General features: G+C 72.5%; 16 protein-coding genes. 8 read left to right on the plus strand and 8 right to left on the minus strand.

The window, feature by feature from the left end; genetic code table 11:
- Window positions 1-82: 82 nt before the first annotated feature.
- Window positions 83-1,906 carry a 2-oxoglutarate dehydrogenase, E2 component, dihydrolipoamide succinyltransferase gene (gene sucB, locus Aut01nite_RS21375; RefSeq protein WP_043525473.1) on the minus strand — a complete coding sequence of 608 codons (1,824 nt, stop codon included), beginning with the start codon at window positions 1,904-1,906 and terminating at the stop codon, window positions 83-85.
- Window positions 1,907-1,945: 39 nt separating this feature from the next.
- The gene (gene lpdA, locus Aut01nite_RS21380; RefSeq protein WP_043525475.1) at window positions 1,946-3,337 is read right to left on the minus strand and encodes a dihydrolipoyl dehydrogenase; all 1,392 of its coding nucleotides are present in this window, start codon (window positions 3,335-3,337) and stop codon (window positions 1,946-1,948) included.
- A 164-nt stretch (window positions 3,338-3,501) separates the two neighbouring features.
- On the opposite strand from lpdA, the gene Aut01nite_RS21385 reads away from it, so the two are divergent.
- Window positions 3,502-3,822, plus strand: a complete 321-nt coding sequence (locus Aut01nite_RS21385) for a hypothetical protein (protein ID WP_043525476.1) — start codon at window positions 3,502-3,504, stop codon at window positions 3,820-3,822.
- 92 nt (window positions 3,823-3,914) lie between these two features.
- Here Aut01nite_RS21385 and Aut01nite_RS21390 read toward each other — a convergent pair whose 3' ends face one another.
- Window positions 3,915-5,450 (minus strand): leucyl aminopeptidase, encoded by a 1,536-nt coding sequence (locus Aut01nite_RS21390; protein ID WP_043525477.1) that lies wholly within the window; start codon window positions 5,448-5,450, stop codon window positions 3,915-3,917.
- Between the two features lie 120 nt (window positions 5,451-5,570).
- On the opposite strand from Aut01nite_RS21390, the gene gcvT reads away from it, so the two are divergent.
- Window positions 5,571-6,662 (plus strand): glycine cleavage system aminomethyltransferase GcvT, encoded by a 1,092-nt coding sequence (gene gcvT, locus Aut01nite_RS21395; RefSeq protein ID WP_043525478.1) that lies wholly within the window; start codon window positions 5,571-5,573, stop codon window positions 6,660-6,662.
- A gap of 180 nt (window positions 6,663-6,842) precedes the next feature.
- Here the strand turns inward: gcvT and Aut01nite_RS21400 are convergent, their stop codons facing one another.
- Both Aut01nite_RS21400 and Aut01nite_RS21405 read right to left on the minus strand, forming a co-directional pair.
- The gene (locus tag Aut01nite_RS21400; RefSeq protein ID WP_043525479.1) at window positions 6,843-7,583 is read right to left on the minus strand and encodes an adenosylcobinamide-GDP ribazoletransferase; all 741 of its coding nucleotides are present in this window, start codon (window positions 7,581-7,583) and stop codon (window positions 6,843-6,845) included.
- Window positions 7,576-9,441, minus strand: a complete 1,866-nt coding sequence (locus tag Aut01nite_RS21405; RefSeq protein WP_043525480.1) for a bifunctional adenosylcobinamide kinase/adenosylcobinamide-phosphate guanylyltransferase — start codon at window positions 9,439-9,441, stop codon at window positions 7,576-7,578. The genes Aut01nite_RS21400 and Aut01nite_RS21405 overlap by 8 nt, the downstream gene beginning before the upstream one ends.
- An 84-nt stretch (window positions 9,442-9,525) precedes the next feature.
- Between Aut01nite_RS21405 and Aut01nite_RS21410 the strand changes: the two genes are divergently transcribed.
- Together Aut01nite_RS21410 and Aut01nite_RS21415 are read left to right on the plus strand one after the other, a co-directional pair.
- Complete coding sequence (locus Aut01nite_RS21410) at window positions 9,526-9,723, plus strand: hypothetical protein (protein WP_043525481.1); 198 nt, start codon at window positions 9,526-9,528, stop codon at window positions 9,721-9,723.
- A gap of 10 nt (window positions 9,724-9,733) precedes the next feature.
- Window positions 9,734-10,558 (plus strand): site-2 protease family protein, encoded by an 825-nt coding sequence (locus tag Aut01nite_RS21415; protein WP_043525482.1) that lies wholly within the window; start codon window positions 9,734-9,736, stop codon window positions 10,556-10,558.
- Here Aut01nite_RS21415 and Aut01nite_RS21420 read toward each other — a convergent pair.
- Window positions 10,555-11,553, minus strand: coding sequence for an aldo/keto reductase family protein (locus Aut01nite_RS21420; protein WP_043525483.1), 999 nt, complete (start codon window positions 11,551-11,553; stop codon window positions 10,555-10,557). The two genes, Aut01nite_RS21415 and Aut01nite_RS21420, sit on opposite strands and share 4 nt — an antisense overlap.
- Before the next feature lie 9 nt (window positions 11,554-11,562).
- A complete protein-coding gene (locus Aut01nite_RS21425; protein ID WP_161790644.1) occupies window positions 11,563-17,253 on the minus strand; it encodes a WG repeat-containing protein in 5,691 nt (1,896 codons plus the stop codon).
- A gap of 1,965 nt (window positions 17,254-19,218) precedes the next feature.
- Between Aut01nite_RS21425 and Aut01nite_RS21430 the strand changes: the two genes are divergently transcribed.
- Genes Aut01nite_RS21430 through Aut01nite_RS21440 form a run of 3 tightly spaced genes read left to right on the plus strand, consistent with a single transcriptional unit; the run spans window position 19,219 to window position 21,819 of the window.
- Complete coding sequence (locus Aut01nite_RS21430; RefSeq protein ID WP_152628728.1) at window positions 19,219-20,079, plus strand: ABC transporter permease; 861 nt, start codon at window positions 19,219-19,221, stop codon at window positions 20,077-20,079.
- Window positions 20,072-20,872 carry an ABC transporter permease gene (locus tag Aut01nite_RS21435; protein ID WP_043525485.1) on the plus strand — a complete coding sequence of 267 codons (801 nt, stop codon included), beginning with the start codon at window positions 20,072-20,074 and terminating at the stop codon, window positions 20,870-20,872. Before Aut01nite_RS21430 ends, Aut01nite_RS21435 begins: the two co-directional genes overlap by 8 nt.
- Window positions 20,869-21,819: an ABC transporter ATP-binding protein gene (locus tag Aut01nite_RS21440; RefSeq protein WP_043525486.1), complete on the plus strand. Its 951-nt coding sequence runs from the start codon at window positions 20,869-20,871 to the stop codon at window positions 21,817-21,819. The genes Aut01nite_RS21435 and Aut01nite_RS21440 overlap by 4 nt, the downstream gene beginning before the upstream one ends.
- Before the next feature lie 56 nt (window positions 21,820-21,875).
- Here Aut01nite_RS21440 and Aut01nite_RS21445 read toward each other — a convergent pair whose 3' ends face one another.
- A complete protein-coding gene (locus tag Aut01nite_RS21445) occupies window positions 21,876-22,433 on the minus strand; it encodes a helix-turn-helix domain-containing protein (RefSeq protein WP_043525487.1) in 558 nt (185 codons plus the stop codon).
- Window positions 22,434-22,499: 66 nt separating this feature from the next.
- Here Aut01nite_RS21445 and Aut01nite_RS21450 point away from each other — a divergent pair.
- The coding region (locus Aut01nite_RS21450; protein WP_204037617.1) for an AzlC family ABC transporter permease at window positions 22,500-23,283 on the plus strand (784 nt) is incomplete at its 3' end.

Consider the following 23,283-nt stretch of genomic DNA (forward strand, 5'->3'; position numbering starts at 1 on the left):
TGATTCTTTCCCGTAGATCTCTCGTCGCAAAACAGACCGGGGGGTACGCCGTAGCGGCGTACCCCCCGGGTCGTTGTCGCCCTTACAGGCCGAGGTCGGCCTCGAAGTGCCCGGCCTCCAGGCGCTCCTTGAGAGTTCCCAGGAAGCGGGCGGCGTCGGCGCCGTCCACGATCCGGTGGTCGTAGGAGAGCGCCAGGTAGACCATCGACCGCGGCGCGATGATCTCGCCCAGCTCCGGGTCGTTCACGATCACCGGGCGCTTGACGACCGCGCCGAGACCGAGGATGCCGACCTGCGGCTGGTTGATGATCGGCGTGTCGAACAGCGCGCCCCGGCTGCCGGTGTTGGTCAGCGTGAAGGTGCCGCCGCCGATCTCGTCCGGCCCGATCTTGTTGTTGCGGGTGCGGTCCGCCAGGTCGGCGATCCGCTTGGACAGACCGGCCAGGTTGAGGTCACCGGCGTCCTTGATGACCGGGACGACCAGGCCCTTCGGCGCGTCCACCGCGATGCCCAGGTGCTCGGCGCCGTGGTAGGTGACGGTGCCCGCCTCCATGTCCAGCGACGAGTTGACCACCGGGTGCTGCTGCAGCGCCTCGACCGTGGCCAGGGCGAAGAACGGCAGGAAGGTGAGCTTCACGCCGTGCTTGGCCTGGAACGCGGCCTTCGCCTTGTTCCGCAGGTTGGCGATCTTGGTGACGTCGACCTCGACGACCGTGGTCAGCTGAGCCGAGACCTGCAGCGACTCCACCATGCGGCGGGCGATCGTCTGACGGATCCGCGGCAGCTTCTCGGTCCGGCCGCGCAGCGGGCTCGGCTCGGGCTTGGCCTTCTCCGCGACCGGGGCAGCCTTCTCGGCCGAGGCTGCCGGGGCCGGAGCGGGCTGCGCCTTGGCGGCGGCGGCCTTCTCAGCGGCGTCGAGGACGTCCTGCTTGCGGATCCGGCCACCGACGCCCGTGCCGGTAAGGGTGGACAGGTCCACGCCCTTCTCGGCGGCCAGCTTGCGGACCAGCGGCGTGACGTAACCGGCGTCGCCGGCCCCGTTCGACTGGGCGTCGGCGGAAGCCGCGGCAGCCGTCGGAGCGGCGGGCGGAGCAGCCGGGGCCGGCTCCTTGGTCTCCGCGGCGGGCGCGGGCGTCGCGTAGGACTCCCCGCTGAGCTGCGGAGCCGGGGCGGACTCGACCTTCGGCGCCGGGGCCTGCTGCGGCGCGGGCGCCGGCTTCTCCGGCTCCGGTGCGGGGGCCGGCTTCTCCGGCTCCGGTGCGGCGGCCGGGGCGCTGCCCGGGGTGCCGACGATCGCCAGCACGGCGCCGACCTCGGCGGTCTCGTCCTCGCCGACCCTGATCTCCAGGAGGGTGCCGGCGACCGGCGACGGCAGCTCCGTGTCGACCTTGTCGGTGGAGACCTCGACCAGCGGCTCGTCCGCCTCGACGGTCTCGCCGACCTGCTTGAGCCAGCGGGTGATGGTGCCCTCGGTGACGCTCTCGCCGAGCGCCGGCAGCTTCACCTCGGTGCCCTCGGCGTCGCCCGCCGGAGCGGCGGTCTGCGGCGCGGGGGCCTCCTCCTCGACAGGCTTCTCGGTCGACGGGGCCACCGGAGCGGCGGGCTCCGGCTCGGCCTCGGCCTGCTGCTCCTGGGCCGGCGCGGGCGCGGCTGAACCGGCGTCCTCACCGTCCCCGGCGATGACGGCGAGCTCGCTGCCGACCTCCGCCGTCTCGTCCTCGCCGACCACGATCCGCGAGAGGATGCCCGCGGCGGGCGACGGGATCTCCGTGTCGACCTTGTCGGTGGAGACCTCGAGCAGCGGCTCGTCCGCCTCGACGCGCTCGCCTTCCTGCTTGAGCCAGCGCGTCACGGTTCCCTCGGTGACGCTCTCACCCAGCCGCGGCATGGTTACCGATACCGGCATGTTCTCCCAAACTCCTTAGACGTCAGAACGCGATCGAAATCAGCTGTGCGCGTGCAGGGGCTTGCCCGCGAGCGCGAGGAAGGCCTCGCCCAGCGCCTCGTTCTGCGTCGGGTGGGCGTGTACGAGCTGGGCGACCTCCTCGGGGAAGGCCTCCCAGTTGGTGATGAGCTGGGCCTCGCCGACGAGCTCGCCGACCCGGGCGCCGACCATGTGGACGCCGACGACCGGCCCGTCGTTCACCCGGACCAGCTTGATGAAGCCCGCGGTCTTCAGGATCTGGCTCTTGCCGTTGCCGCCGAGGTTGTAGTTGTACGTCGAGACCTTGTCCGCGCCGTACTGCTCCTTGGCCCTGGCCTCGGTGATGCCGACCGACGCGACCTCCGGGTCGGAGTAGGTGACCCGCGGGATGCCCGCCTCGTCGATGACCGCCGGGTTCTTGCCCGCGATCTCCTCGGCCACGAAGATGCCCTGCTGGAAGCCGCGGTGCGCGAGCTGCAGGCCGGGGACGATGTCACCGACGGCGTAGATGTTGCCGACACCGGTGTGCAGGCGCTCGTTGGTGATCACGAAGCCGCGGTCCAGGGTGATGCCCTGCTCCTCGTACCCCAGGTCGGCGGTCGTCGGGCCACGGCCGACCGCGACCAGCAGCACCTCGGCCTCCAGGGTCTCGCCGCCGGAGATGGTCACGCGCACCCCGTTGTCGGTGTGCTCGACCTTCTCGAACGGCTTGCCGACCTTGAAGTTGATCTTCCGCTTGCGGAAGGCGCGCTCGACCTGCTTCGAGATCTCCTCGTCCTCCGCGGCGACCAGGCGGGGCAGGGCCTCGATGATGGTCACGTCGGCGCCGAACGACTTCCACACGCTGGCGAACTCGACGCCGATCACGCCGCCGCCCAGGACGATCGCCGACTGCGGCACCCGGTCCAGCTTGAGCGCGTGCTCGCTGGTCAGCACCCGCTTGCCGTCGACCTCCAGGCCCGGCAGCGAGCGCGAGTAGGAGCCGGTGGCGAGGATGACGTTGCGGCCGGTGTAGCGCTGGCCGTCCACCTCGACGGTGTCCTTGCTGACGAGCCGGCCCGCGCCCTGGACGATCGTGATGTTCTTGTTGTGGCCGAGCAGGCCGGTCAGACCCTTATAGAGGCGGCCGACGACACCGTCCTTGTAGGCGTTGACACCCGCCATGTCGATGCCGACGAGGTCGGCCTTCACACCGAACTGCTCGCTCTCCCGCGTCTGGTCGGCGATCTCCGCGGCGTGCAGCAGCGCCTTGGTCGGAATGCAGCCGCGGTGCAGGCAGGTGCCGCCGAGTTCGGCCTTGTCGATCAGCGCCACCGACAGGTCGAACTGGGCCGCGCGCAGGGCGGCCGCATAGCCACCACTGCCCGCTCCGAGAATGACGATGTCGAAGGTTCCGCCGTTGGGCTGGCTCACGTTGACTCCAGTGGTCGCATCGTCTCCGGTGTGGGTCACACAATGGAAACGGTCACAGTCCCGTCACCGACATCTTGTCACTTCGCGACCCGGTCAATGCAGTCAGGTGCCCCACGACACGTCGGTCCGACGTACCCTTGCGGGATCGAACGCGAGGAGGAGCGGTGGCTTGGTTTCGGCGTCGTCCCCGATCCGTCGGTGCCCTCGGACGGCCGGTTGATCAGGCCGATCTCGAGCATCTTACGCAATTCTTCCGCTCCCGGCGGGGAGTCGAGGGATTCATCGAGCCACAGACGACGGTGACCGAGACCACCCTGTTGCTTGTCGCACACGACGGCGAATGGACCCGGCGGCGCATCCAGTCGCCCGAGGTCGCCCGCCGGTTCGCCCAGAAGCTCTCGATGCCGATCTACGACATCAAGCTGCTCGGCTATCCACAGCGGATGCGCGACTACAACGAGCGGCGCAAGCGCCGCCCGGACTGACCGGGCGGCGCGCCCACCGTCAGACCGGGCCGGTCACGCTGGGCCGGCCGGGGCGTGCCCTCCCGGCCCTTGCTTCGCTGCGGTGCAGTCGGTCACGCCAGGTCGTCGATCAGCTTCAGGAACGTCCGGACCGGGACACCGGTGCCGCCCTTGGTCCAGTAACCGTTCGCCTCGCCGGAGTGGTAACCGGGGCCGGCGATGTCGATGTGCGCCCACTCGACCCCCTCGGCCACGAACTCGCGCAGGAACACGCCGCCCTGCAACATGTGCCCGGCCCGGTCCAGGTTGGCGTTGGTCTGGCAGATGTCGGCGATCTCCGACTCCATGCCCTTGCGCACGTCGTCCGGCAGCGGCATCCGCCAGGCCGGCTCGCCGACCGCGGCGCCGGCCGTCTCGACCAGCTTCGTCGCCTCGTCCGAGCCCATCAGGCCGGCGATCCGCTTGCCCAGCGCGATCACCTGCCCGCCGGTCAGCGTCGACGTCTCGAACAGGTAGTCGGTGCCGTCCGCGCAGGCCCGCGCCATCGCGTCGCCCAGCACCATCCGGCCCTCGGCGTCGGTGTTGAACACCTCGACCCGCTTGCCGTTGAGCATGGTGATCACGTCGCCCGGCCGGTACGCCGACCCGGACGGCATGTTCTCCGCGATCGCCAGGTAACCCGAGACGGCGACCTTCGGCTTGAGCGCGGCCACCGCGAGCATCGTGGCCGCCACCGCGGCCGCCCCGGCCATGTCCGACTTCATCTCCCACATGCCGGCGGCCGGCTTGATGCTGACGCCACCGGTGTCGAAGGTGATGCCCTTGCCGACCAGCGCCACCCGCTTCGGGCCGTCCACACCGTCCGGGGTGTAGGTGAGCTTCACCAGCCGCGGCGGGGCCTCGGAACCCTGGCCGACCGCCACGATGCCGCCGTACCCACCGGCCTTGAGCTGTTCGAAGTCGAGCACCTCGACCGCGAGGCCCGCCTCGGTCGCGGCCGCCGCCACCTGGTCGGCGAGGTCCGCCGGGCGCAGGTTGTTCGGCGGGGTGTTCACCCAGTCCCGGCTGAGCCGGACCGAGCGGGCCACCACCTCGGCGCGGCGCAGCTCGGCCGCGGCCGCCTCGTCGGCCGCGTCCGGCACGTGCAGGCGGAGCGCGGCGACCGGGTCGCCGCGGCCCTTCTGCGGTTTCGTCTTGTAACCGGCGAACCGGTACCCGCCGAGCAGGGCGCCCTCCAGCGTCGCGCGCAGCACCGGCGCGGCGTCGGAGTCGTCCGGCACCGGCAGGGCCAGAGCCACGGTCTCGCTGCCGGCCAGCGCGCGGACCGCGGCGCCGGCGCCGCGGCGCAGCGTCTCCGGATCGGGGGCCGGACCGTCCGGCTCGGCGCCGAGACCGACCGCGACCAGCAGCGGAGCGGCGATCGTGCCGAGGGTGGCCAGCTTGGTCACCTCACCGGGCGCGCCGGTCGCGCCGAGCAGAGCCAGCGTCGAGGTCAGCTTGCCGTCGAAGGCCGCGGCGATGCTCTCGGCTCCGGCGGCCGGCAGCAGTGTGCCGTCCTCGTCGGGTTGACTGTGCAGGCCGATGACGATGGCGTCGGCCGCGGACTCGGCCGGATCGGTGTCGACCAGGGTGAGGGTGGGCTGGGGCACTCGGACTCTCCGGGACGTCGGGTCAGGAAGCACGCCTGTGGGCGCCCTCCCGGCTGTGGCGAAGACTGTGTTGTCCCCGCGACTCTAATCCTGCTCAAGGTCACCGGTAAGTTGAGTCTCATGTCTGCCGAGCTTCTTCAGTCCCCCCTGCACGACCGGCACGCCGCCCTCGGCGCGAAGTTCGCCGCCTTCGGCGGATGGGACATGCCCCTGGAGTACGCCGGTGGTGGCGTCCTGAAGGAGCACGCGGCGGTCCGCGAGTCGGCCGGCGTCTTCGACGTGTCGCACCTCGGCAAGGCCCGGGTCCGGGGCGCCGGGGCGGCGGCGTTCGTCAACTCCTGCCTCACCAACGATCTGGGCCGGATCGCGCCCGGCCAGGCGCAGTACACGCTCTGCTGCGACGAGAACGGTGGCGTGGTCGACGACCTGATCGCCTACCTGCACGGCGACGATCACGTCTTCCTCATCCCCAACGCCGCCAACACCGCCGAGGTGGTCCGCCGCCTCACCGCCGCCGCGCCGGCCGGGGTCACCGTCACCGACGAGCACCGCCGGCACGCCGTGCTGGCCGTGCAGGGCCCGCGCTCGGCGGAGATCCTCGCCGGTCTCGGCCTGCCGGTCGATCACGACTACATGTCGTTCGCCACGGTGACCGCCGACGGTGGGGAACTGGTCGTCTGCCGCACCGGCTACACCGGTGAGCACGGCTACGAGCTGGTGGTCGCCTGGGACGCCGCGCCCGCCGTCTGGGACTCGCTGATCGCCGCCGGGGCGCGCCCGTGCGGGCTCGGCGCCCGCGACACCCTGCGCACCGAGATGGGATACCCGCTGCACGGCCAGGAGCTGACCCTCGACATCAGCCCGGTGCAGGCCCGGTCCGGGTGGGCGGTCGGCTGGGGCAAGCCGGAGTTCTGGGGGCGTTCGGCCCTGCAGGCCGAGAAGACCGCCGGCCCGCGGCGGGTGCTGCGGGGCCTGGAGCTGACCGGCCGCGGCATCCCCCGCGGTCACATGCGGGTGTACGCGGGGGACCGTCTCGTGGGGGAGACCACCAGCGGTACCTTCTCGCCGACGAAGAAGATCGGCATCGCGCTGGCCCTGATCGACACCGAGCCGGCCCTCGCCGACGGTGACCTGGTCGAGATCGACATCCGCGGCCGCCGCATCGAGGCCCGCCTCGTCAAACCCCCGTTCGTCACCCCGTCCGTCCGCTGACGACGCGGCCGCGCGGTGCGAGCCGCGCGGTCGTACGGTCCACGCCGAGACCGCACGCCCCGGCGTCGCGCTCGGCGCCGACCCGGGCGGTTGTGTGGTGACGTGGGGTGCGGATCGGGCCGTACGTCACCACGCTGCGGATTGCGCTGTCGTGTGGTGACGTGGGGTGCGGGCCGTACGTCACCGCGGGGTGATGGTGAGAGTGACCAGGGCGACCGTCACCGCCAGCTCGACGGCCGCGCCCAGGACGTCGCCGGTGACGCCGCCGAACCGCCGTACCGTGTGACGCAGCAGCAGAAGCACCGCGGACAGTGCGATGACGACGGCGAGGGGCCCCTGCCACGGACGGCCCGGAACCGCGGCGAGACCGAGACCGGCGACGCACATCGCGCCGGCGAGCACCGCGGCCGGCGGCACCGTCGAGGCGACCATCGCGCCGAGCCCGTCGGGGCGGGCGGAGGGCACCCCGCGGCGGCAGGCGACCGTGATCGCGAGCCGGCCGGTCGCCCAGGCGGTCACCACCGCCCACGGCCCGGCGACGGTGAGCGCGCCCGCCTGAACGAGCACGGTGGCGGCGAGCGCCGCCACCCCGAACGGCCCGATGTCGGGCTTCTTCATGATCTCCAGGGCGGCTGCGCCCGACCGGTACGACCCCAGCGCGTCCACCGTGTCCGCCAGCCCGTCCAGATGCAGCCCGCGGGTCAGCAGCGCCCCCGCCGCGACGGTCACCCCGGCCGCGACCAGATCCGGCGAGCCGGCCGCCCGCAGGCCCAGCAGCAGCCCGGCCAGCACCAGCCCGAGCAGCGCGCCCACGGCCGGCGCGACCGCCATCGCGACCGCCGCGGTGGACCGGTCGACCCGGCCCGCCCGCAGCGGCAGCACGGTCAGTGTGGTGACCGCCAGCCGTACGCCGTCAGACACCCGTGGTGGCCGGGCCCGGTCCGTGCGGGTCCGGCTCGGCGAATTCCGCCGGCTCCCCGATGACCGCGGCGTCGTCGTCGAGCCCGTCGTCGCCGACCTCGCCCAGCAGGGCCGGGTGCACCGGGGACGTGGACGCCAGCCCGATCGCGGTACGCAGCAGCGGCAGCACCGACAGCGCGTTCGCCCCCTCGCCCAGGTCGAGGCCGGTCTGCAGCACCGGGGTCAGCCCGAGCACGTCGGCGCCCTGCTTGACCAGCGACAGGGTGCCCGCCTCGGGCAGCAGACACCAGTGCCGGGTCTGGCTCGCCAGGTCCCGGGCGACCAGGCCGGCCGCGATCCCGAGCGGGCCGTCGACGAGCACCGGGATCCGCCGGGCCGCCGCGCCGAGCAGCAGGCCGGTGGCGACGGCGACGTCCAGGCCGCCGATCTCTCGCAGCACGTCGACGGCGCCGCGGGGCTCCTGCCGGATGCGGTGCAGCGCGTCACGTACCGCCGCGCAGCGCTGCATCCAGGCCGCATCGTCGAAACGCGCTCCGGGAACCTGCACCCGCGGCAGCGTCGCGACCGCCTCGGCCCCGGTGGTCGCGGCGAGCACCGCGGTGGCGGCGGCCTCGGCGCCGGCGCTGATGCCGGCGAGCACGATCACGTCCCGGCCGGCGTCGGCCGCCCCGTCGGCGAGCCGCCAGCCGTCGCGCAGCGCGGCCTCCACCGACTCCTCGTCGGTGATCGGGCCGTCCTCCATCGCGCCGGTCGTCGCGGTCCGCAGCACGGAGATGTCGGCGTCGTGCCGCGCGGCGAGCCGCCCGAGCAGGCCCTCGCCGCGTTCGGCCTCGGCGATGCGACGTTCCACATCGGCGGAGTCGACGCCGGCGACGGCCCCACCGGTACGGCCACCGGCGATCACCACCACCCGCACGCCCGCCCACACCCGCGGCGTCACGGTGCCCTGGGTGGCCGCCGCGAACTCGACGGCCTCGCCGAGTGCGCCCAGCCCGCCGCCGGGCAGGTCCAGGGAGGCCAGTCGTTCCCGGGCGTCCGGGCCGGACTCGCTGCTCGGCAACGGCAGGTCCATGCCCGGCTTGATCTCGGTGAGCCCGGACGCCACCAGCGGCAGCGTCATCGTGGCCCCCTGCAGCGCGGCCAGCGGGCCGGGCTCCGGCGCCGCGACCGGCTCGACCACTGTGGGCGGCTGCGCCGGAGGCGGCGGGGGCGCCGGTGTCGACGGCGTCGGCACGGCGACCGGGCGGGACGCGACCGGCCGCGATGCGACCGGGGCCGCGACGGCCGGTTCGCCGGGGGCGACCGGTTCCAGGGGCCCGCCGCGCAGCCACGTCGGCTGGCCGGCGACCACCAGCGCCACCCCGTCACACGCCGCGGCGAGGGCCTGGTTGGTCGTGCCGAGCGCGTCGGTGAAAGCCCGCCCCACCGGGGTGACCGGGACCAGCGACAACCCGACCTCCGGGCTGACCAGCACCACCCGGGCCCGCGTCGCACGGACCGCGTCCGCGAGCGCCGCCACGTCGGCCTCGTCGTCGTTCGGCTGCCGGGCCGGGTTCAGCACCGCCGCCACCCAGCCGCCCAGGTCGTCGACGAGCAGTGTCTCGTCCGGACCGGCCGCGGTCAGCATCTCGGTCAGCAGGGACGGGTCGGCGCCGGTCTCCTCGGTCGTCCAGGACTGCGGCCGCCGCCGCTGATGCTGCTCGATGCGCTCGAGCCACTCGGGGTCGTCCTCGCCGCCGGCCGCGGTCGCCACATATCGCACCGACGGCGCGCCGGCCACCAGGGACTCGGCGAACCCGGATTTGCCGGAGCGGATACCGCCGAGGACGAGAACCGTGTTCCACCGATCTTCGGACATGCCCCGTACCTTAGAGCCGGGTCTCCCGCGCGGAAGCCGTAGGGTGGAAGCCCATCGGAGTTTGCGACGTGAGGGGGTGGCTCCATGGCATGGAGTTGGCGGTACGAAGACGCCGACGGCAAGCCCGTCGATGGCCCGGCCGAGCCGTTCAGCAGCCAGGCGGACGCCGAGTCCTGGATCGGGCAGGAGTGGCGCAACCTGCAGAGCGCCGGGGTCAGCACGGTCATCCTGGTCGAGGACGACCGGGTGGACTATCAGATGAGTCTGCAACCGGCCGAGTGAGCGGACTGACGTGACGTACGAACCGGTTTACACCCGTACCCCGCGCAACGCCTTCGTGCCGAGCCCGGTCTTCGTCGGCATCGTCGCGGTCTTCGTGGCCAGCGGCGTGATGACCTGGAGCGGGTTCGGCAACATCGGCCTGGACGTGTTCCTGTTCATCATCTCCGGCTGGCTGATCTCGCTGTGCCTGCACGAGTACGCCCACGCCGTCCTCGGCTACTTCTCCGGCGACCTGACCGTCGCCGACCGGGGCTACCTGCGGCTCAACCCGCTGAAGTACACGCACCCGCTGCTGTCGATCGTGCTGCCGGTGATCGTGGTGATCCTCGGCGGCATCGGCCTGCCCGGCGGCGCGGTCTGGGTGGACCACCGCTACATCCGCAGCAAGGTGAAGGACTCGCTGATCAGCGCGGCCGGACCGCTGACCAACGTGGTGCTCGCCGTCGTGATCGCCATTCCGTTCCTGATCGGCCTGGCGCCGGAGGTGGTCCCCAGTGGTCTCGGCGGGGTCACCCTCGCCGACACCAGCCACGGCGCGTTCTGGGCGGCGCTGGCCGCGCTCGCCTTCCTGCAGGTGACCGCGAGCGTGCTGAACTTCCTGCCGATCCCCGGGCTGGACGGCGGCGGCATCATCCAGCCCTGGCTGAGCCCGGCCTACCAGCGCGCCTGGAACGTGGTGGCCCCCTGGGGCTTCCTGGTCCTGTTCCTGCTGCTCTGGCAGACCCAGGTCGGCACCTACTTCTTCGAGCTGGTCAACTGGCTGGCCGGGCTGATCGGCATCGAGCAGGAGCTGTTCGCCAGCGGCCTCCAGCTCATGCGGTTCTGGGAGAATTAAGGACGTTTCGCGGGGCTGGAGGTGAGCGACGGGTCGCGGGTCACGATCGGATCCACGATCTCGTCGATCGCCTTCAGCAGCCCGTCGTCCAGCCGGACCCCGGACGCCTTCACGTTGTCCCGGACCTGCTCCGGCCGGGACGCGCCGATGATCGCGGCCGAGACGTTCGGGTTCTGCAGCACCCACGCCACCGCCAGCTGAGCCATCGTCAGCCCCGCCTCGTCCGCCAGCGGTTTCAGCCGGGCCACCGTGGTCAGCACGTCGTCACCCAGCCAGCGGGCGATGAACCCGGCCCCGGACTTGTCGTCGGTGGCCCGCGACCCGGCCGGCGGCTGCTCCCCGGCCCGGTACTTGCCGGTCAGCACGCCCTGCGCCAGCGGCGACCAGACGATCTGCCCCAGCCCGAGCTCCTGCGACGCGGGAACCACCTCCGCCTCGATCACCCGCCACAGGATCGAATACTGCGGCTGATTCGACACCAGACGGATCCTCAGGTCACGGGCCAGCGGCGCGGCCGCCCGAATCTGCTCGGCCGTCCACTCGGACACCCCGATGTAGAGGGCCTTGCCCTGCCGGACCACGTCGGCGAACGCCTCCATGGTCTCGTCGAGCGGCGTGTGATGGTCGAAACGGTGCGCCTGGTAGAGGTCGACGTAGTCGGTGCCGAGCCGGCGCAGCGAACCGTCGATCGACTCCAGGATGTGCTTACGGGACAGCCCGCTGCCGTTCGGCCCCTTCCCGGTGCGCCAGAAGACCTTGGTGAAGATCTCCAGCTCGGTCCTGACCGAAGAGCGCAGAGCCCGGCCCAGCACCTCCTCGGCACGCGTTCCCGCGTACACGTCGGCGGTGTCGAACGTGGTGATGCCGCAGTCCAGGGCCGCCCGCACACACGCGAGGGCGGCCTCCTCCTCCACCTGCGAACCGTGGGTGATCCAGTTGCCGTAGGCGATCTCGCTGACCAGCAGGCCGGAACGGCCGAGATGACGAAATTCCATCCCCCGAACCTAGAGGACCGGCCTGGCCTCCTCCGGCAGCCGGTCGGCGACGGCCTCCCGGGACGGGTGACCCATCTCGGTCAGCGGAGTGCCCCGGCGGTCCAGCGCACCCCACCGCCCGGCCGCGTCACGCACCAGGAACGCCGCCGGATGGATCACCACGGCAGCGTGCACCGCGTCCAGCACCGTCCGGCCGGTACGGTCCACCACCCCGAACCGGTCCCCGGCGTCCACGACCGCCAGACCCTCGTCGGTGAAACCCTCCACCGGCCCGCCGGTGTGCGACACCGTCGCGAACCCCTGGAACTCCGGCTGCACCGCGATCCTGCCGTTCCGGTCCACCGCGCCCCACCGGCCGCCCTGCCGGATCACGGCCAGCCCCCGCCGGAACGGCCGCGCGTCCTCGAACCCACCGGCCGGCACGGCCAGCCGGTTCTGCCTGTCGATCGCGAACCAGCCGCCGTCACCCCGCGACACCCAGGCCAGACCCTCCGCGAACCGGCTCACCGCGACATAGCCGTGCGCAGCGGCGATGACCAGCTCACCAGCCGTGTCGATCAGCTCCCAGGCCGGCGCGTCGGGGCGGCGCACCCACGCCAGCCCTTCCGTGAACGGCTGCGCCTCGGCGTACCGGGGATCGACCGCTGCCGCGTACCCCCAGAGTCCCGCGCCCTCGTCCAACAGCGGAACCGGCGCCTCCGGCATCCCCAGCAGCTCGTCCCGGGTCCGCGGATACGGGCCCCAGCCCTCCCCGGACCGCCGGCTGATCTCGTCGAGCGCCAGTTCGACCCGCTCCACCAGCTCCGGATCCGCACCCCCGCGCACGTCCAGCGCCCGCTCGAAGTGGTTCACCGCCTCCAGGTACCGCCCCTGCTCGAACGCCGACCGCCCGGCCAGCTCGATGATCTCCGCCCGGGTCCGGGACGGCAGCTCCGGCGAGTCGGCCCGCGCATACAGCAGATCCGCCTCGGCGAACTCCGCCCGCCACTGCAGCACATGCGCCAGCCGCGCCTGCGCGATCGCCACGGTCCGCAGCTCACCGGCGGCCTCCGCATGCCGCAGCGCCTCCCGGCCGTCCGCGAGCGCGTCGTCCAGCTCACCGACGACCCGGTTCACCACGGCCCGCAGACTCAGCAGCCCGGCCCGCACATTGTCCCGCTCGGCGAACTCCAGCCGGTCACTGAGCCGGTCCACCAGATCCCACAACCGATCCGGATCGTCCACCTGCTCCCGCAGCGTTCGCGGATCGAACGCCCACGGATACGACGCCAGAATCTGCTCCGGATCCGCCCGCCGCCGATCCGCCGGAACCCGCTGATCCTGCCGCTGCCGCACCGGCTCGACCCGCGCCGGAATTCGCGAGGCCGCATCCCCGGGCGTGGCTGCCGCGCCTCCGGCCGCTTCCCCTTCCCACCCCTTCAGCGGTACGCCCGGAGCACCGTCCCCGACACCCCCGTCGCGTTCGCCTGTCTCGTCGCGCTCGCCCGTCCCGTTCCGCTCTTCCGCGGCCACGTCGCCGGGCGCGGCGGCATCGGTCGCCTCGGCCAGCGGACCGCCCCCGCCCGGCTCGCCCCGGTCGTCCGGCTTCCCGGCCCCTGCCAGGACGGCCGTGAACTCCTCAGTGACCGGAGCATCCGCGGCCCCGGTGACCCCGAGCCGGGTGGTCACCTCATCCTCGGTGACGGCCGTCAGCGCCTCAGTGGCATTGTCCGCTGTCCCCACCGCGAGAAGCACGGTCCGCTCGTCCCCGTCCCCGAGAACCGTGGTCGGAACCGCCTCGGTGACATCCTGCGGCCCCACGGCCACGGCCACGAGCCGGGTCGTCTGCTCCTCGTCCGCCTCAGCCCCCAGGACCATGGTGGGGAACGCCTCCGTGACCTCCACCGGCGTTCCCAGCGCGAGAAGACTGGTCACCTCTTCGTCCGCCGCCCCACCGAACGAGGCGGTTGCGGGCTCGCCGGCGACCGCATCGTGAGTCTCCGTCGACAGGGGAGTGGTCTCCTCCTCGGACAGAGCCTCCGATGCGGCCCCGGAGCCCTCAGCAAGGGCGTCCGGCTCAGCGGCGCCCGTCGTCACCAGGCCATGATCAGCCCGTTCTTCTGCCGCGTACTCCGCCGGTTCCGCGAGCTCCGTACCTGCCGCCGCATCATCACCGACCGCCGCTACCGCACCGTCCGAGACCGTCTCTATCGCATCGTCCGGGACCGTCTCAACGACTTCGGCCGCGACCTTTTCGGCCGGGTCGTCCGTGACCGTTCCCGCAGGGTCGTCCACGACCCTCTCAGCCGGGTCGGCCAGGACCGTCTCAACGACTTCGCCCACGACCTTTTCGGCCGGGTCGTCCGTGGCCGTCTCCTCGCCGGACTCGGCCTCCAGCAGCACAATGCCGTACCCGGGTCCAGTCGGCTGGTCCTCGCCGAGCACGGCTTCCCTGTCGGCCTGGAGTTCCGAGTCGAGATCGAGCGAGGACTCCGGCTCGGCGGCATCCTGCCAATCCTCGCCGTGAACGCCCACTTCGTCCGCCGGCGAAACGCCCACCGCCGAGGTCCCGCCGCCTTCACCAGGCGGAACGCCGTCGGCTCCCGCCGCCGCCTCGTCCACCCTGTGCGACGACGCCATGGGCTCCACGACCGGCGGTTCCAGCCCGGCGCCCTGCCCTTCCCCGGCGACCGTCGTCTCGTCTGCGAAGCCTTCCGAAATCTGTTCCGTCTCCGGGGCCGAGATCTGTTCTGGCTCCCGCGCCGAGACCTGTTCTGGCTCCCGGACAGAGCCCGCAGTCCGGCCCTGGGCCTTCGCCGGCTCTGGCTCTAGGTCTGCAACCTCCGCGGCGACATCCTCGGCATCCGGCGAACGAGTCCCGATCTCGTTCCCGTCCACCTCGGCGACAGCGGCCGTCCCGACGATGTCGTCGCCCTCACCGGAGACACCCGGCTCCCGCTCGAACGTCAGCGGCGCGTCCTCGGAGTCAGGTTCCGTCTCGCCCTGCCCGTGCTCACCGGCTGCCGTTCCGCCCCAGGCCTGGCCTGCCCCGCGATCCGTCTCGGCGCCGGCATCTCCCGTCCCGGCCGAAATGCCCTCGTGCACGACGTCAGCCTCGGCCTGATCACGCCCGTCGTCCAGCCCCGCGTGCTCCGTAACAGTGGCAGCCGCGTCCAGTTCGGCCTGGCCGTTCACCGACTCAATCCACTGAGGTTCCAACCCGGACGCGGTGCGCCCATCCTCAGCGCGATCCTGCTCCTGCCCACCTTCGGCCGAGTCCGTCCCGAAACCGGCGTGCCCTCCGACAGAAGGCAAGTCCCTCCCAGAACCGGTGTGTTGTCCTTCGGCAGGGATCGGGTCGAAGTCGGTGTGCTGCCCTTCGGCAGGGACCGGGTCGAAGTCGGTGTCTTCGGTTTCGGCGATAGTCGAGGTCTGTCCGTGCGCGAAACCGGTGTCGACCGGTTCGGCGACGGCATCTCCAGCGTCGAATCCGGTGGGCTCCGTTCCGATGGAAGCCGGGTCCGGTTCAACCGCGGTACCCGCCGACTCGTCCTGCACAGGTTCGTGCTCGGACGGGATGCGTCCATCTTCAGCGCGATCCTGCTCCGGCCCGTCCGTCGAGTCCGGCTCCTGCCCGAATGGGATGTGCCGTTCGGAAGAGGCCGAGATCCGCTCGAAGCCGGCGTCCTCGTCGCCCGCGCCGGCCGGGACCTGCATGAGATCGGTGCGCTCGTCCTCGACGGTGGCCGGAGCCTGCGCGAAGTCGGTGTGTTCGTCTTCCGCGCCGTCCGGGACCTGCATGAACTGGGTGTGCTCGTCCTCAGCGGCGGCCGGGGCTTGCCCGAGCTCGGTGTGCTCGTCTTCCGCGGTGGCCAGGGTCTGTCCCAGGCCGGTGGGCTCGTCCTCTCGGCGGGGCGAAGCCTGCTCGAGGTCGGCGTGCTCGTCCTCTCCGAGGATCGGAGGCTGCTCGAGGTCGGCGTGCTCGTCCTCTCCGAGGATCGGAGGCTGCTCGAGGTTCGCGTGCTGGTTTTCGGCGGTGGCCGGGGCACGCCTCAAGTCGACGGGTTCGTCCTCGATGAGGGGCGAGGCCTGTTCGAAGTCGGTGTGCTCGCCGTCGAGCAGGGCAGAACTCTGCTCGGCGGCAGCCTGGCTCTCCGAGTCCTCGGCGAGTTCGTCCTCGCCCAAGGTGCGGTCCTGCTCCGACACGGGGTGTTCCAGTGTCGTGCTTTCCGGTGCGGTGCGGGTGTCCTCCGACCCGGCCTGCTCCTCAGCACCGGTGTCCGCCTGCTCGGGCAGGGTGTCTTGCGGGTTCGCGGCGGTGTCGGCTTGCTCGGGCAGGGTGTCCTGTGGGTCCGTGGGAGTGGACTTGGGCTCGCTCGGGGCGAAAGCGAACCAGCTCATCGGCTTGTTCGCGACGTCGGTGGTGGACGCCTCGTCCGCGGCCGCCGTCTCCGGTTCGGGAACCGGCGTGGTCGCACCGAGCCCGCTCATCGACAGCAGCCAACCGAGACCGTGGCCCGCCGGCTCCTCGGCAGCGGTTTCGGCCGCAACCGGCTCCCCGCGCGCCGCGCCGACTTCCTGCCCAACGGCGTACGCGCCCGTGGTGGCACCCGACTGCCCTGCAACCTGCGGCTCGGCCCGTGCCGTTTCCGCCGGCCCGTCCGGCTCGCGCCGCGGCCCGGCAGCCTGCCCGTGCCCTGCTCGGGAATCCTGCCCGTCACCATGCCGCGGCTCGGCAACTCCGGTCGCGGCGTGCGCGCCCGTCTCGCCGTGCCGCCCGCCCATGTGTTCGGAGGCGCCGGTCGCGGGCTGCCCCACACCGGTGGAACCGACGTGTTCGTCCGTGCCAGTGGTCTGGCCGGCCGCAGCGCGCGTTCCCAACAGTCGCGCGTCGATGATCTGGGTGTTCTCCAGAGAGGGCCCGGGCGCCTCGGTGCCGGTCCGCCGCAGCCCGAAGGGCCGGGTCGGGTCCTCCGGACCGGACACCGCTTCGTGCCGTCCGTGCGCCGGAGCAGCCTGCGCCAGCCGCCGTGGGTCGAGCGGCCGTGTCGGGTCCTGCTCGTCGCCCGCTTCGTGCCGTCCGTGCGCCGGAGCAGCCTGCGCCAGCCGCCGTGGGTCGAGCGGTCGCGTCGGGTCCTGCTCGTCGCCCGCTTCGTGCCGGCCTCGGGCGACATCCTCTCCGATCCGCCCATGATCACGCGGGAACGAGATGCCCGGCCCCGACTCTCTACCGGCACCGACCGGAGCACCCACAGCGTCCCCGGCAGCCGCCACCATGCCAGCCGCAGTGTGCGGTTCGAACCCAGCGGGTCCGGAGACGGGCGCGGTGCCGGTCGTGGCGTTTGTGTCGAATCCGGCAGGCGCGGAGACCGGCGCGGTGCCCGTCGGGGCGTACTGGTCGGATCCGGCCGGTCCAGAGACCGGCGCGGCATCGGGTGTGCGGGGCGACATCGGGATCGGGTGGGGGATCCTGAACACCTGAGTGGCTTCCGGCGCGAGGTGTTCGCCCGGAACGACAGGTTCCGGAGCCTGCATGCCGCGGCCGGGCACGGATATCGCCCGCGTGGACTCGTCGGTGTCCTGGCGGGCCTGCGGGTGCTGGCGGCCGTCCGCACGTGCGCCGGAGACGGGCAGGGCGTGTGGATCCATCCCCGCCGGGCTTGAAACCGGTGCGGTGCCGCCTGTGATACCCGAACCCGGTCCACCCGGAATACCGGGCACGGCCGCTCCACCCCGGACGCCGGGCATAGCCGATCTACCCGGGACGCCGGGTGCTGCTGCTTCACCCGGTACGCGGGGCATGGCTGTTCCACCCGGTACGCGGGGCATGGCTGTTCCACCAGGGACGCCGGGCACGGGCGCCCCACTCGGGACGCCGGGCATAGCCGATCTTCCCGGAATGCCGGACATGCCTGCTCCGCCCGGGACGTCGGGCACGGCCGCTCCACCGGAGACACCGGGTGCGGCCGGCCGGGCCGGGATACCGGGCGCGGCTGATCCACCCGGAACCACCGGGGACGAGTTGCCGGGGACCGCCGAGGCCGGCGCGACGCCCGGGCGATGTGGTGCTGCCACGCCGGAGACCGGAGCGACGCCGCCGGGGACGCCGCGGCCGGAGGTGGGGACCGGCATGCCGGGGGCCTGGCCCGGAACGGCCGGGTAGACCGCGGCCGGAGGCATGACGGGCTGCGCCGGGGTGACCCGGGTCGGTTGCGCGGCCGGGCGGGACGGTGCCGGCGAGTTCCGGTCCTGCGGTGCGGGACGCAGGTCGAAGGGCGCGTCAGGGTTACGGCCGTCGCGTGCCGGTCCGCGTTCACCGGAGTAGGCCGGGAAGGCGTCGGCGGGCGCCGGACGGGCCGCGCCGTAGGTGGGACCGGCAGGCGAAGTCGGGCCCGTGGCCGGGCGCGCCTCGCTGCCCTGCCGGGGAACGTGCTGTTCCGGAGTCGGCAGGCCACCCGGATGAAGCTGGTCCTCCTCGGAACGTCCACGGCCGTGCGCCGGCCCGGCGGCTGCTGCAGACCCCATCGACCCGCCGAAACGCCCCAGCGGAATCGGCCCACCGCGCGACGCCGGATCGCCCTGCGGATGGGACCCGCCGTGACGGCCGGACCCCCCTTGCGGAACGGGACCCCCTTGAGGTGCCGACCCGCCGTGGGCCGCGGCACCGTGCGCGCCTGGCCCGCCGTGGCCCGCGGCACCACGCGCTCCCGGCCCGCCGTGGGCCGCTGCACCGTGGGGTCCGTGACGGTCCGGATCGCTGTGATCACCGGCCTGCTGGGACCCGCGCCCCCAGCCGCCGCCACCGGAGATGTCGGGCGTCATCGGCTGCTGCGGAGCCCGCCCGGCCGTGGGAAGCCCGCCACGCTCGGGCGAGACAGGCGCCGCCGGCATCGGATGCCCGGGACTGACCGGAACGGACGATCGCCCGGGAACCCCGGTACGCCCTTGACCGGGCATTCCGGCGCCGGGCCGGCCACCGCCGAGCCCACCGATGCCGGGACCGCCGGAGACGGGGGTGCCGGGAGCCGCGGGACGGCCGGAGACGGGGGTGTTCGGAACCGCGTGCCCGCTGGAGTCGGGGTTGCCGGGAGCCGTGGGACGGCCGTACACCGGCGCGGACCCCCGCCGCTGCTCCGGCCCCCCGTGAACCCGGTCGTGCATGTGGATCGGCCGGTTCCAGGAGGGCTCCTCCCGGGGCATCTGCGGCCTGCCGGACACGTCACGCTGGTCGGAGCGCCGATCGGAGCGCCGATCGGAGTGCTGGTCGGAGCGGTGGTCGAAGCGCTGGTCCGAGCGCGTTGCCTCGTACCGCGACTGATTTTGATCCGCACCCGGAACCGAGGCCCGCCCCGCCGGGCTGACCGGCATCGAGCTGGCCGGCGCGGATTCGCCACGGGACGCCTCGTAGACCGGTGTGTGCACGGCCTTGCGGCGTCCCGGGTCGCCGGGATAACGCTGTCCGGGGACCGGCTCCCACTCCCAGGTGATCTCGTAGACCCAGGCGGGTTCGTCGTCCCAGCTGTCGCCCGGCCGGGAGCTCCAACCGTTCATCGGGCAGGACCCGTCGAATGGCAACGCTCCGTCACGGCGAACTCCAGCTGTCAAGAAATTGAGCCGCGCCCGGCGGGCGACCCGCGTAGAGTCGCCCGGCTCCGTCGCGGGGGTTTCGGAAAGGAGATTAACGGCGTGGACCATCGAGACGCCAGCGTGCCGACGATCTCTCGAACCGGTCCGTTCCGCGCCTCCGTCACTACTTTCGGTGCGCTGATCGGCTCGGGTTTCCGGCGGTACGCGACGTACCGGCAAGCCACCATAGCCGGAACGTTCACCAACATCGTGTTCGGCTTCCTGCGCTGCTACGTCTTGCTGGCGGTGGCGGCGGAGGCGGTGGGCAACCGCCCGGCCGGATATGACGTGGAGCAACTGGCGACGTACGTGTGGGTGGGACAGGGCCTACTCAGTGTCATCGGTATCTGGGGTTGGACGGAACTGGCCGACCGGATCCGTACCGGTGACATCGCGGCCGACCTGTTACGTCCGGTCGGCCCGGTGGCCGCCTACCTCGCCGCCGACCTGGGCCGGGCCCTGTACGGGATGCTCACCCGGTTCGGTCCGCCGCTGCTGGCCGGGGCCCTGTTCTTCCCGCTGCACACACCGGCCCGCTGGCAGACGGTCCCGCTCTTCGCGCTCTCCGTGCTCCTCGCCGTGATCATCTGTTTCGGTTGCCGCTATGCCGTGAACGCGACTGCCTACTGGCTGCAGGACGCGCGCGGCCCGATCACCCTGTGGACGCTGGGGTCCGGCGTGCTGGGCGGCCTGTACTTCCCGTTGCGCCTGCTGCCGGAGGAGGTCGCGGTGGTGTTGTGGGTGGCGACGCCGCTGCCGAGTCTGCTGCAGACCCCCCTCGATGTGATCGCCGAGCGGGACGGCCCGGCGTTGCAGACCGGTCTGGTGGGCCTGCAGGCCGGGTGGGCGGTGGTGATCCTGGCGGTGGCCGTCCTGGTGCAGCGGCGGGCGGAGAGGCGCCTGGTGGTGCAGGGTGGGTGAGCTGCGGGCGTACGCGGCCCTGGCGTCCGCGCAGATCCGGTCCGCCGCCACCTACCGTTCGTCGTTCCTGGTGGAGCTGTTCGGCAACATGGGCGCCACGGTGTTCGACGTGCTGACCGTGCTGGTGCTGTTCCGGGCGACGCCGGCGGTGGGCGGGTTCTCGTTGTGGGAGGCGATCCTGATCGTGGGCCTGAGTTCGGCCGGGTTCGCGCTCGCCGATTTCGCGGTCGGCAACGTGGATCGCCTGAAGACGTTCGTGCGGGCCGGGACGATGGATTCGGTGCTGGTCCGGCCGTTGCGGGCGCTGCCGCAGCTGCTGCTGATGGATCTGCCGGTCCGTAAGGTGCTGCGGGTGGCGCTCGGGTTCACCGTGCTCGGTGTGGCGCTCGCCGCGAACGACATCGACTGGACGCCGCCGCGGGTGCTGCTGGTGGTGCTGGCCCCGGTCACGGCGGCGGTCTTCTTCGGGTCGATCTTCGTGATCAGCGCGAGCCTGGCGTTCTGGTGGGTGGACTCCGGGGAGATCGGGTCGGCGTTCACCTATGGCGGGCGCGATTTCACGTCGTACCCCATCACGGTCTACGGCCCGTGGTTCCGCAACCTGTTCGCGTACACCCTGGGTTTCGCCTTCGTCGCCTATCAGCCGGCGCTTGCCCTGCTGGGCCGCCCCGACCCGCTCGGTCTGCCGGCCTGGGCCGGTTTCCTGTCCCCGCTGGTCGCGCTCGGCGCGGTGGTCGTCGCCGCCGCCGTCTGGCGAGCCGGCATCCGCCACTACCGGAGCACCGGGTCATGATCAGAATGCGAGAGCTTCACAAGAGCTTCACGGTACGGGTGAAAGCCGGCCGGTTCCGCCGGGAGAAACGCACGGTCGCGGCCGTGGACGGGGTGAGCCTGACCATCGGCCGCGGCGAGATGGTCGGTTACATCGGCCCGAACGGCGCCGGCAAGTCGACCACCCTGAAGATGCTCACCGGCGTCCTGACCCCGTCGTCCGGCGAGGTGTCGGTGTGCGGGCTGACCCCGGTTCCGCAGCGCACGCGGCTGGCGCTGCGGATCGGCGTGGTCTTCGGCCAGCGTTCCCAGTTGTGGTGGGATCTACCGTTGCGGGAGTCGTTCGCGCTGCTCCGGCACATCTATCGGGTGCCGGCCGGGGATCACGCCGCCCGGCTGCGGCGCTGCCGGGAGCTGCTGGATCTGGACGAGTTCCTGGACACTCCGGTCCGGCAGTTGTCGCTGGGCCAGCGGATGCGCGGCGAGTTGACCGCGGCCCTGCTGCACGGCCCGGAGGTGCTGTTCCTGGACGAGCCGACGATCGGCCTGGACGTGGTCAGCAAGCAGGCGGTCCGCTCGTTCCTGGCCGAACTGGGCGCGACCGGCGACGTGACCCTGGTCCTGACCACCCATGATCTCGCCGACATCGAACGGCTCTGCGAACGTCTCGTGGTGATCGACCACGGCCGGGTGGTGCACGACGGCAGCATCGAGGCGCTGCACACCCGGTACGGCTCCCGCCGCAGCCTGGTCGCCGACCTGGAGAAGCCGCTGCCGGACGGGTTCGAGCTGCCCGGCGCGTCGCTGACCGCAGTGACCGCGAACGGTCACCGGGTGACGTTCACCCTGGACTCGGCGACGGCCGGCGCTGCGGTCGCCGGCCTGGTCGCCGCCGTCCCGGTCCGCGACCTCTCCCTGGTCGAACCCGACATCGAGGACGTCGTCGCCCGCCTGTACGCCGAACGCTGACCCCGTCCCGCGTGTGGATCTGCGGCGCGCACGCCGCCCGTACTCCGCGCAGGTCGTCAGGGGTGTTCGGTGACCAGGATCGCCCAGGTGCCGGGCGCGAGGGCCTCGTAGCTGTGCGGCACGTCGCCGGGGAACGTCACGTAGTCGCCCGGCTCCAGTTCGACCAGTTCGTCGACCGGGCCGACCCGGATCCGCCCTCCGCACACCACGATGTGCTCGACGCTGCGCGGGATGTGCGGTTCCGCGTCCCGCCGTGAGCCGGGCTCCAGCTCCAGGAGGTAGAGGTCGCGCCGGGAGTGCGGCGCCCCGGCGGCCAGGAGGGTGCCGTAGAACTCGGCGTTGTCGGCCCGCACCCGGGGCGCGCTGCCGGCCCGGATCACCCGCACCGGGGTGGGCGGCGGCTCGATCAGCCGGCTGAACGGGACGCCCAGCGCCACGCCGAGCGCCCACAGCGTCTCGATGCTGGGGTTCCCGGTGCCGGCCTCGAGTTGGGACAGCGTCGACTTGGCCAGCCCGGCGCGCCGGGCCAGCTCGGTCTGCGAGATGCCGGCCCGGTCGCGTTCCCGGCGCAGGGCCGCGGCGATGACGGCCAGCGGAGGTGCCGGCTGCTGCATGTTCGCTCCATCGGTCTAATCGTTCGGTTTGACGAACGCTGCGACCAGCGTTCAGTATGTCGAACTATGGGGACGTTATATCGAACACGCGCCCAGGCGCGCGACATCGGCGCCCTGGCCGCGGCCTCCCTCGCGGTCGGCGCGTCCTTCGGCGCCATCACCATCGCGTACGAACTGCCCGCCTGGGTTCCGGTCGTCATGTCGACGCTGATCTTCGCCGGTGGCGCCCAGTTCCTGGCCGTCGGCCTGCTCGCCGCCGGCAACCCGGTCGCCGCCGTGCTCGCCGGCCTGCTGCTCAACGCCCGGCACCTGCCCTTCGGCCTCGCCGTCGCGGACACCCTCGGCACCCGCTGGCGGGACCGTCTCGTCGGCAGCCACCTCATGACCGACGAAACCGTCGCCTTCGCCCTCGCCGAATCGTCCCCGCAGGCCCGCCGCCGCGTCTACTGGCTGGTCGGCGGCTCCCTCTTCGTCGCCTGGAACACCGGCGTGGTCCTCGGCGTCCTGCTCGGCGGCGCCACCGGCGACCCGGACGCCCTCGGCCTCGACGCCGCCTTCCCGGCCGGCCTGATCGCCCTGATCCTGCCGTCCCTCCGCGACCGCGACACCCGCCTGGTCGCCCTGACCGGCGCCGCCGTCGCCGTCCTGGTCACCCCGATCCTCCCCGCCGGCCTGCCCGTCATGTGCGCGCTGCTCGGCCTCTTCGTCCTGCTCCGCCCCGGCCGCCCCCACCCGCCCGAGACCGATCCCACCCCGCCCGCCGACGCCCCGCCCGAGGCCGACGCCTTCATGCACGCCGACATCCGGTCCGAAGCCGAGGCCGATGCCGCCCCGCCCGCCGGTGTTCGCT

This window comes from Actinoplanes utahensis, assembly GCF_016862455.1.
In the GTDB taxonomy this organism is placed as follows: Bacteria; Actinomycetota; Actinomycetes; order Mycobacteriales; family Micromonosporaceae; genus Actinoplanes; species Actinoplanes utahensis.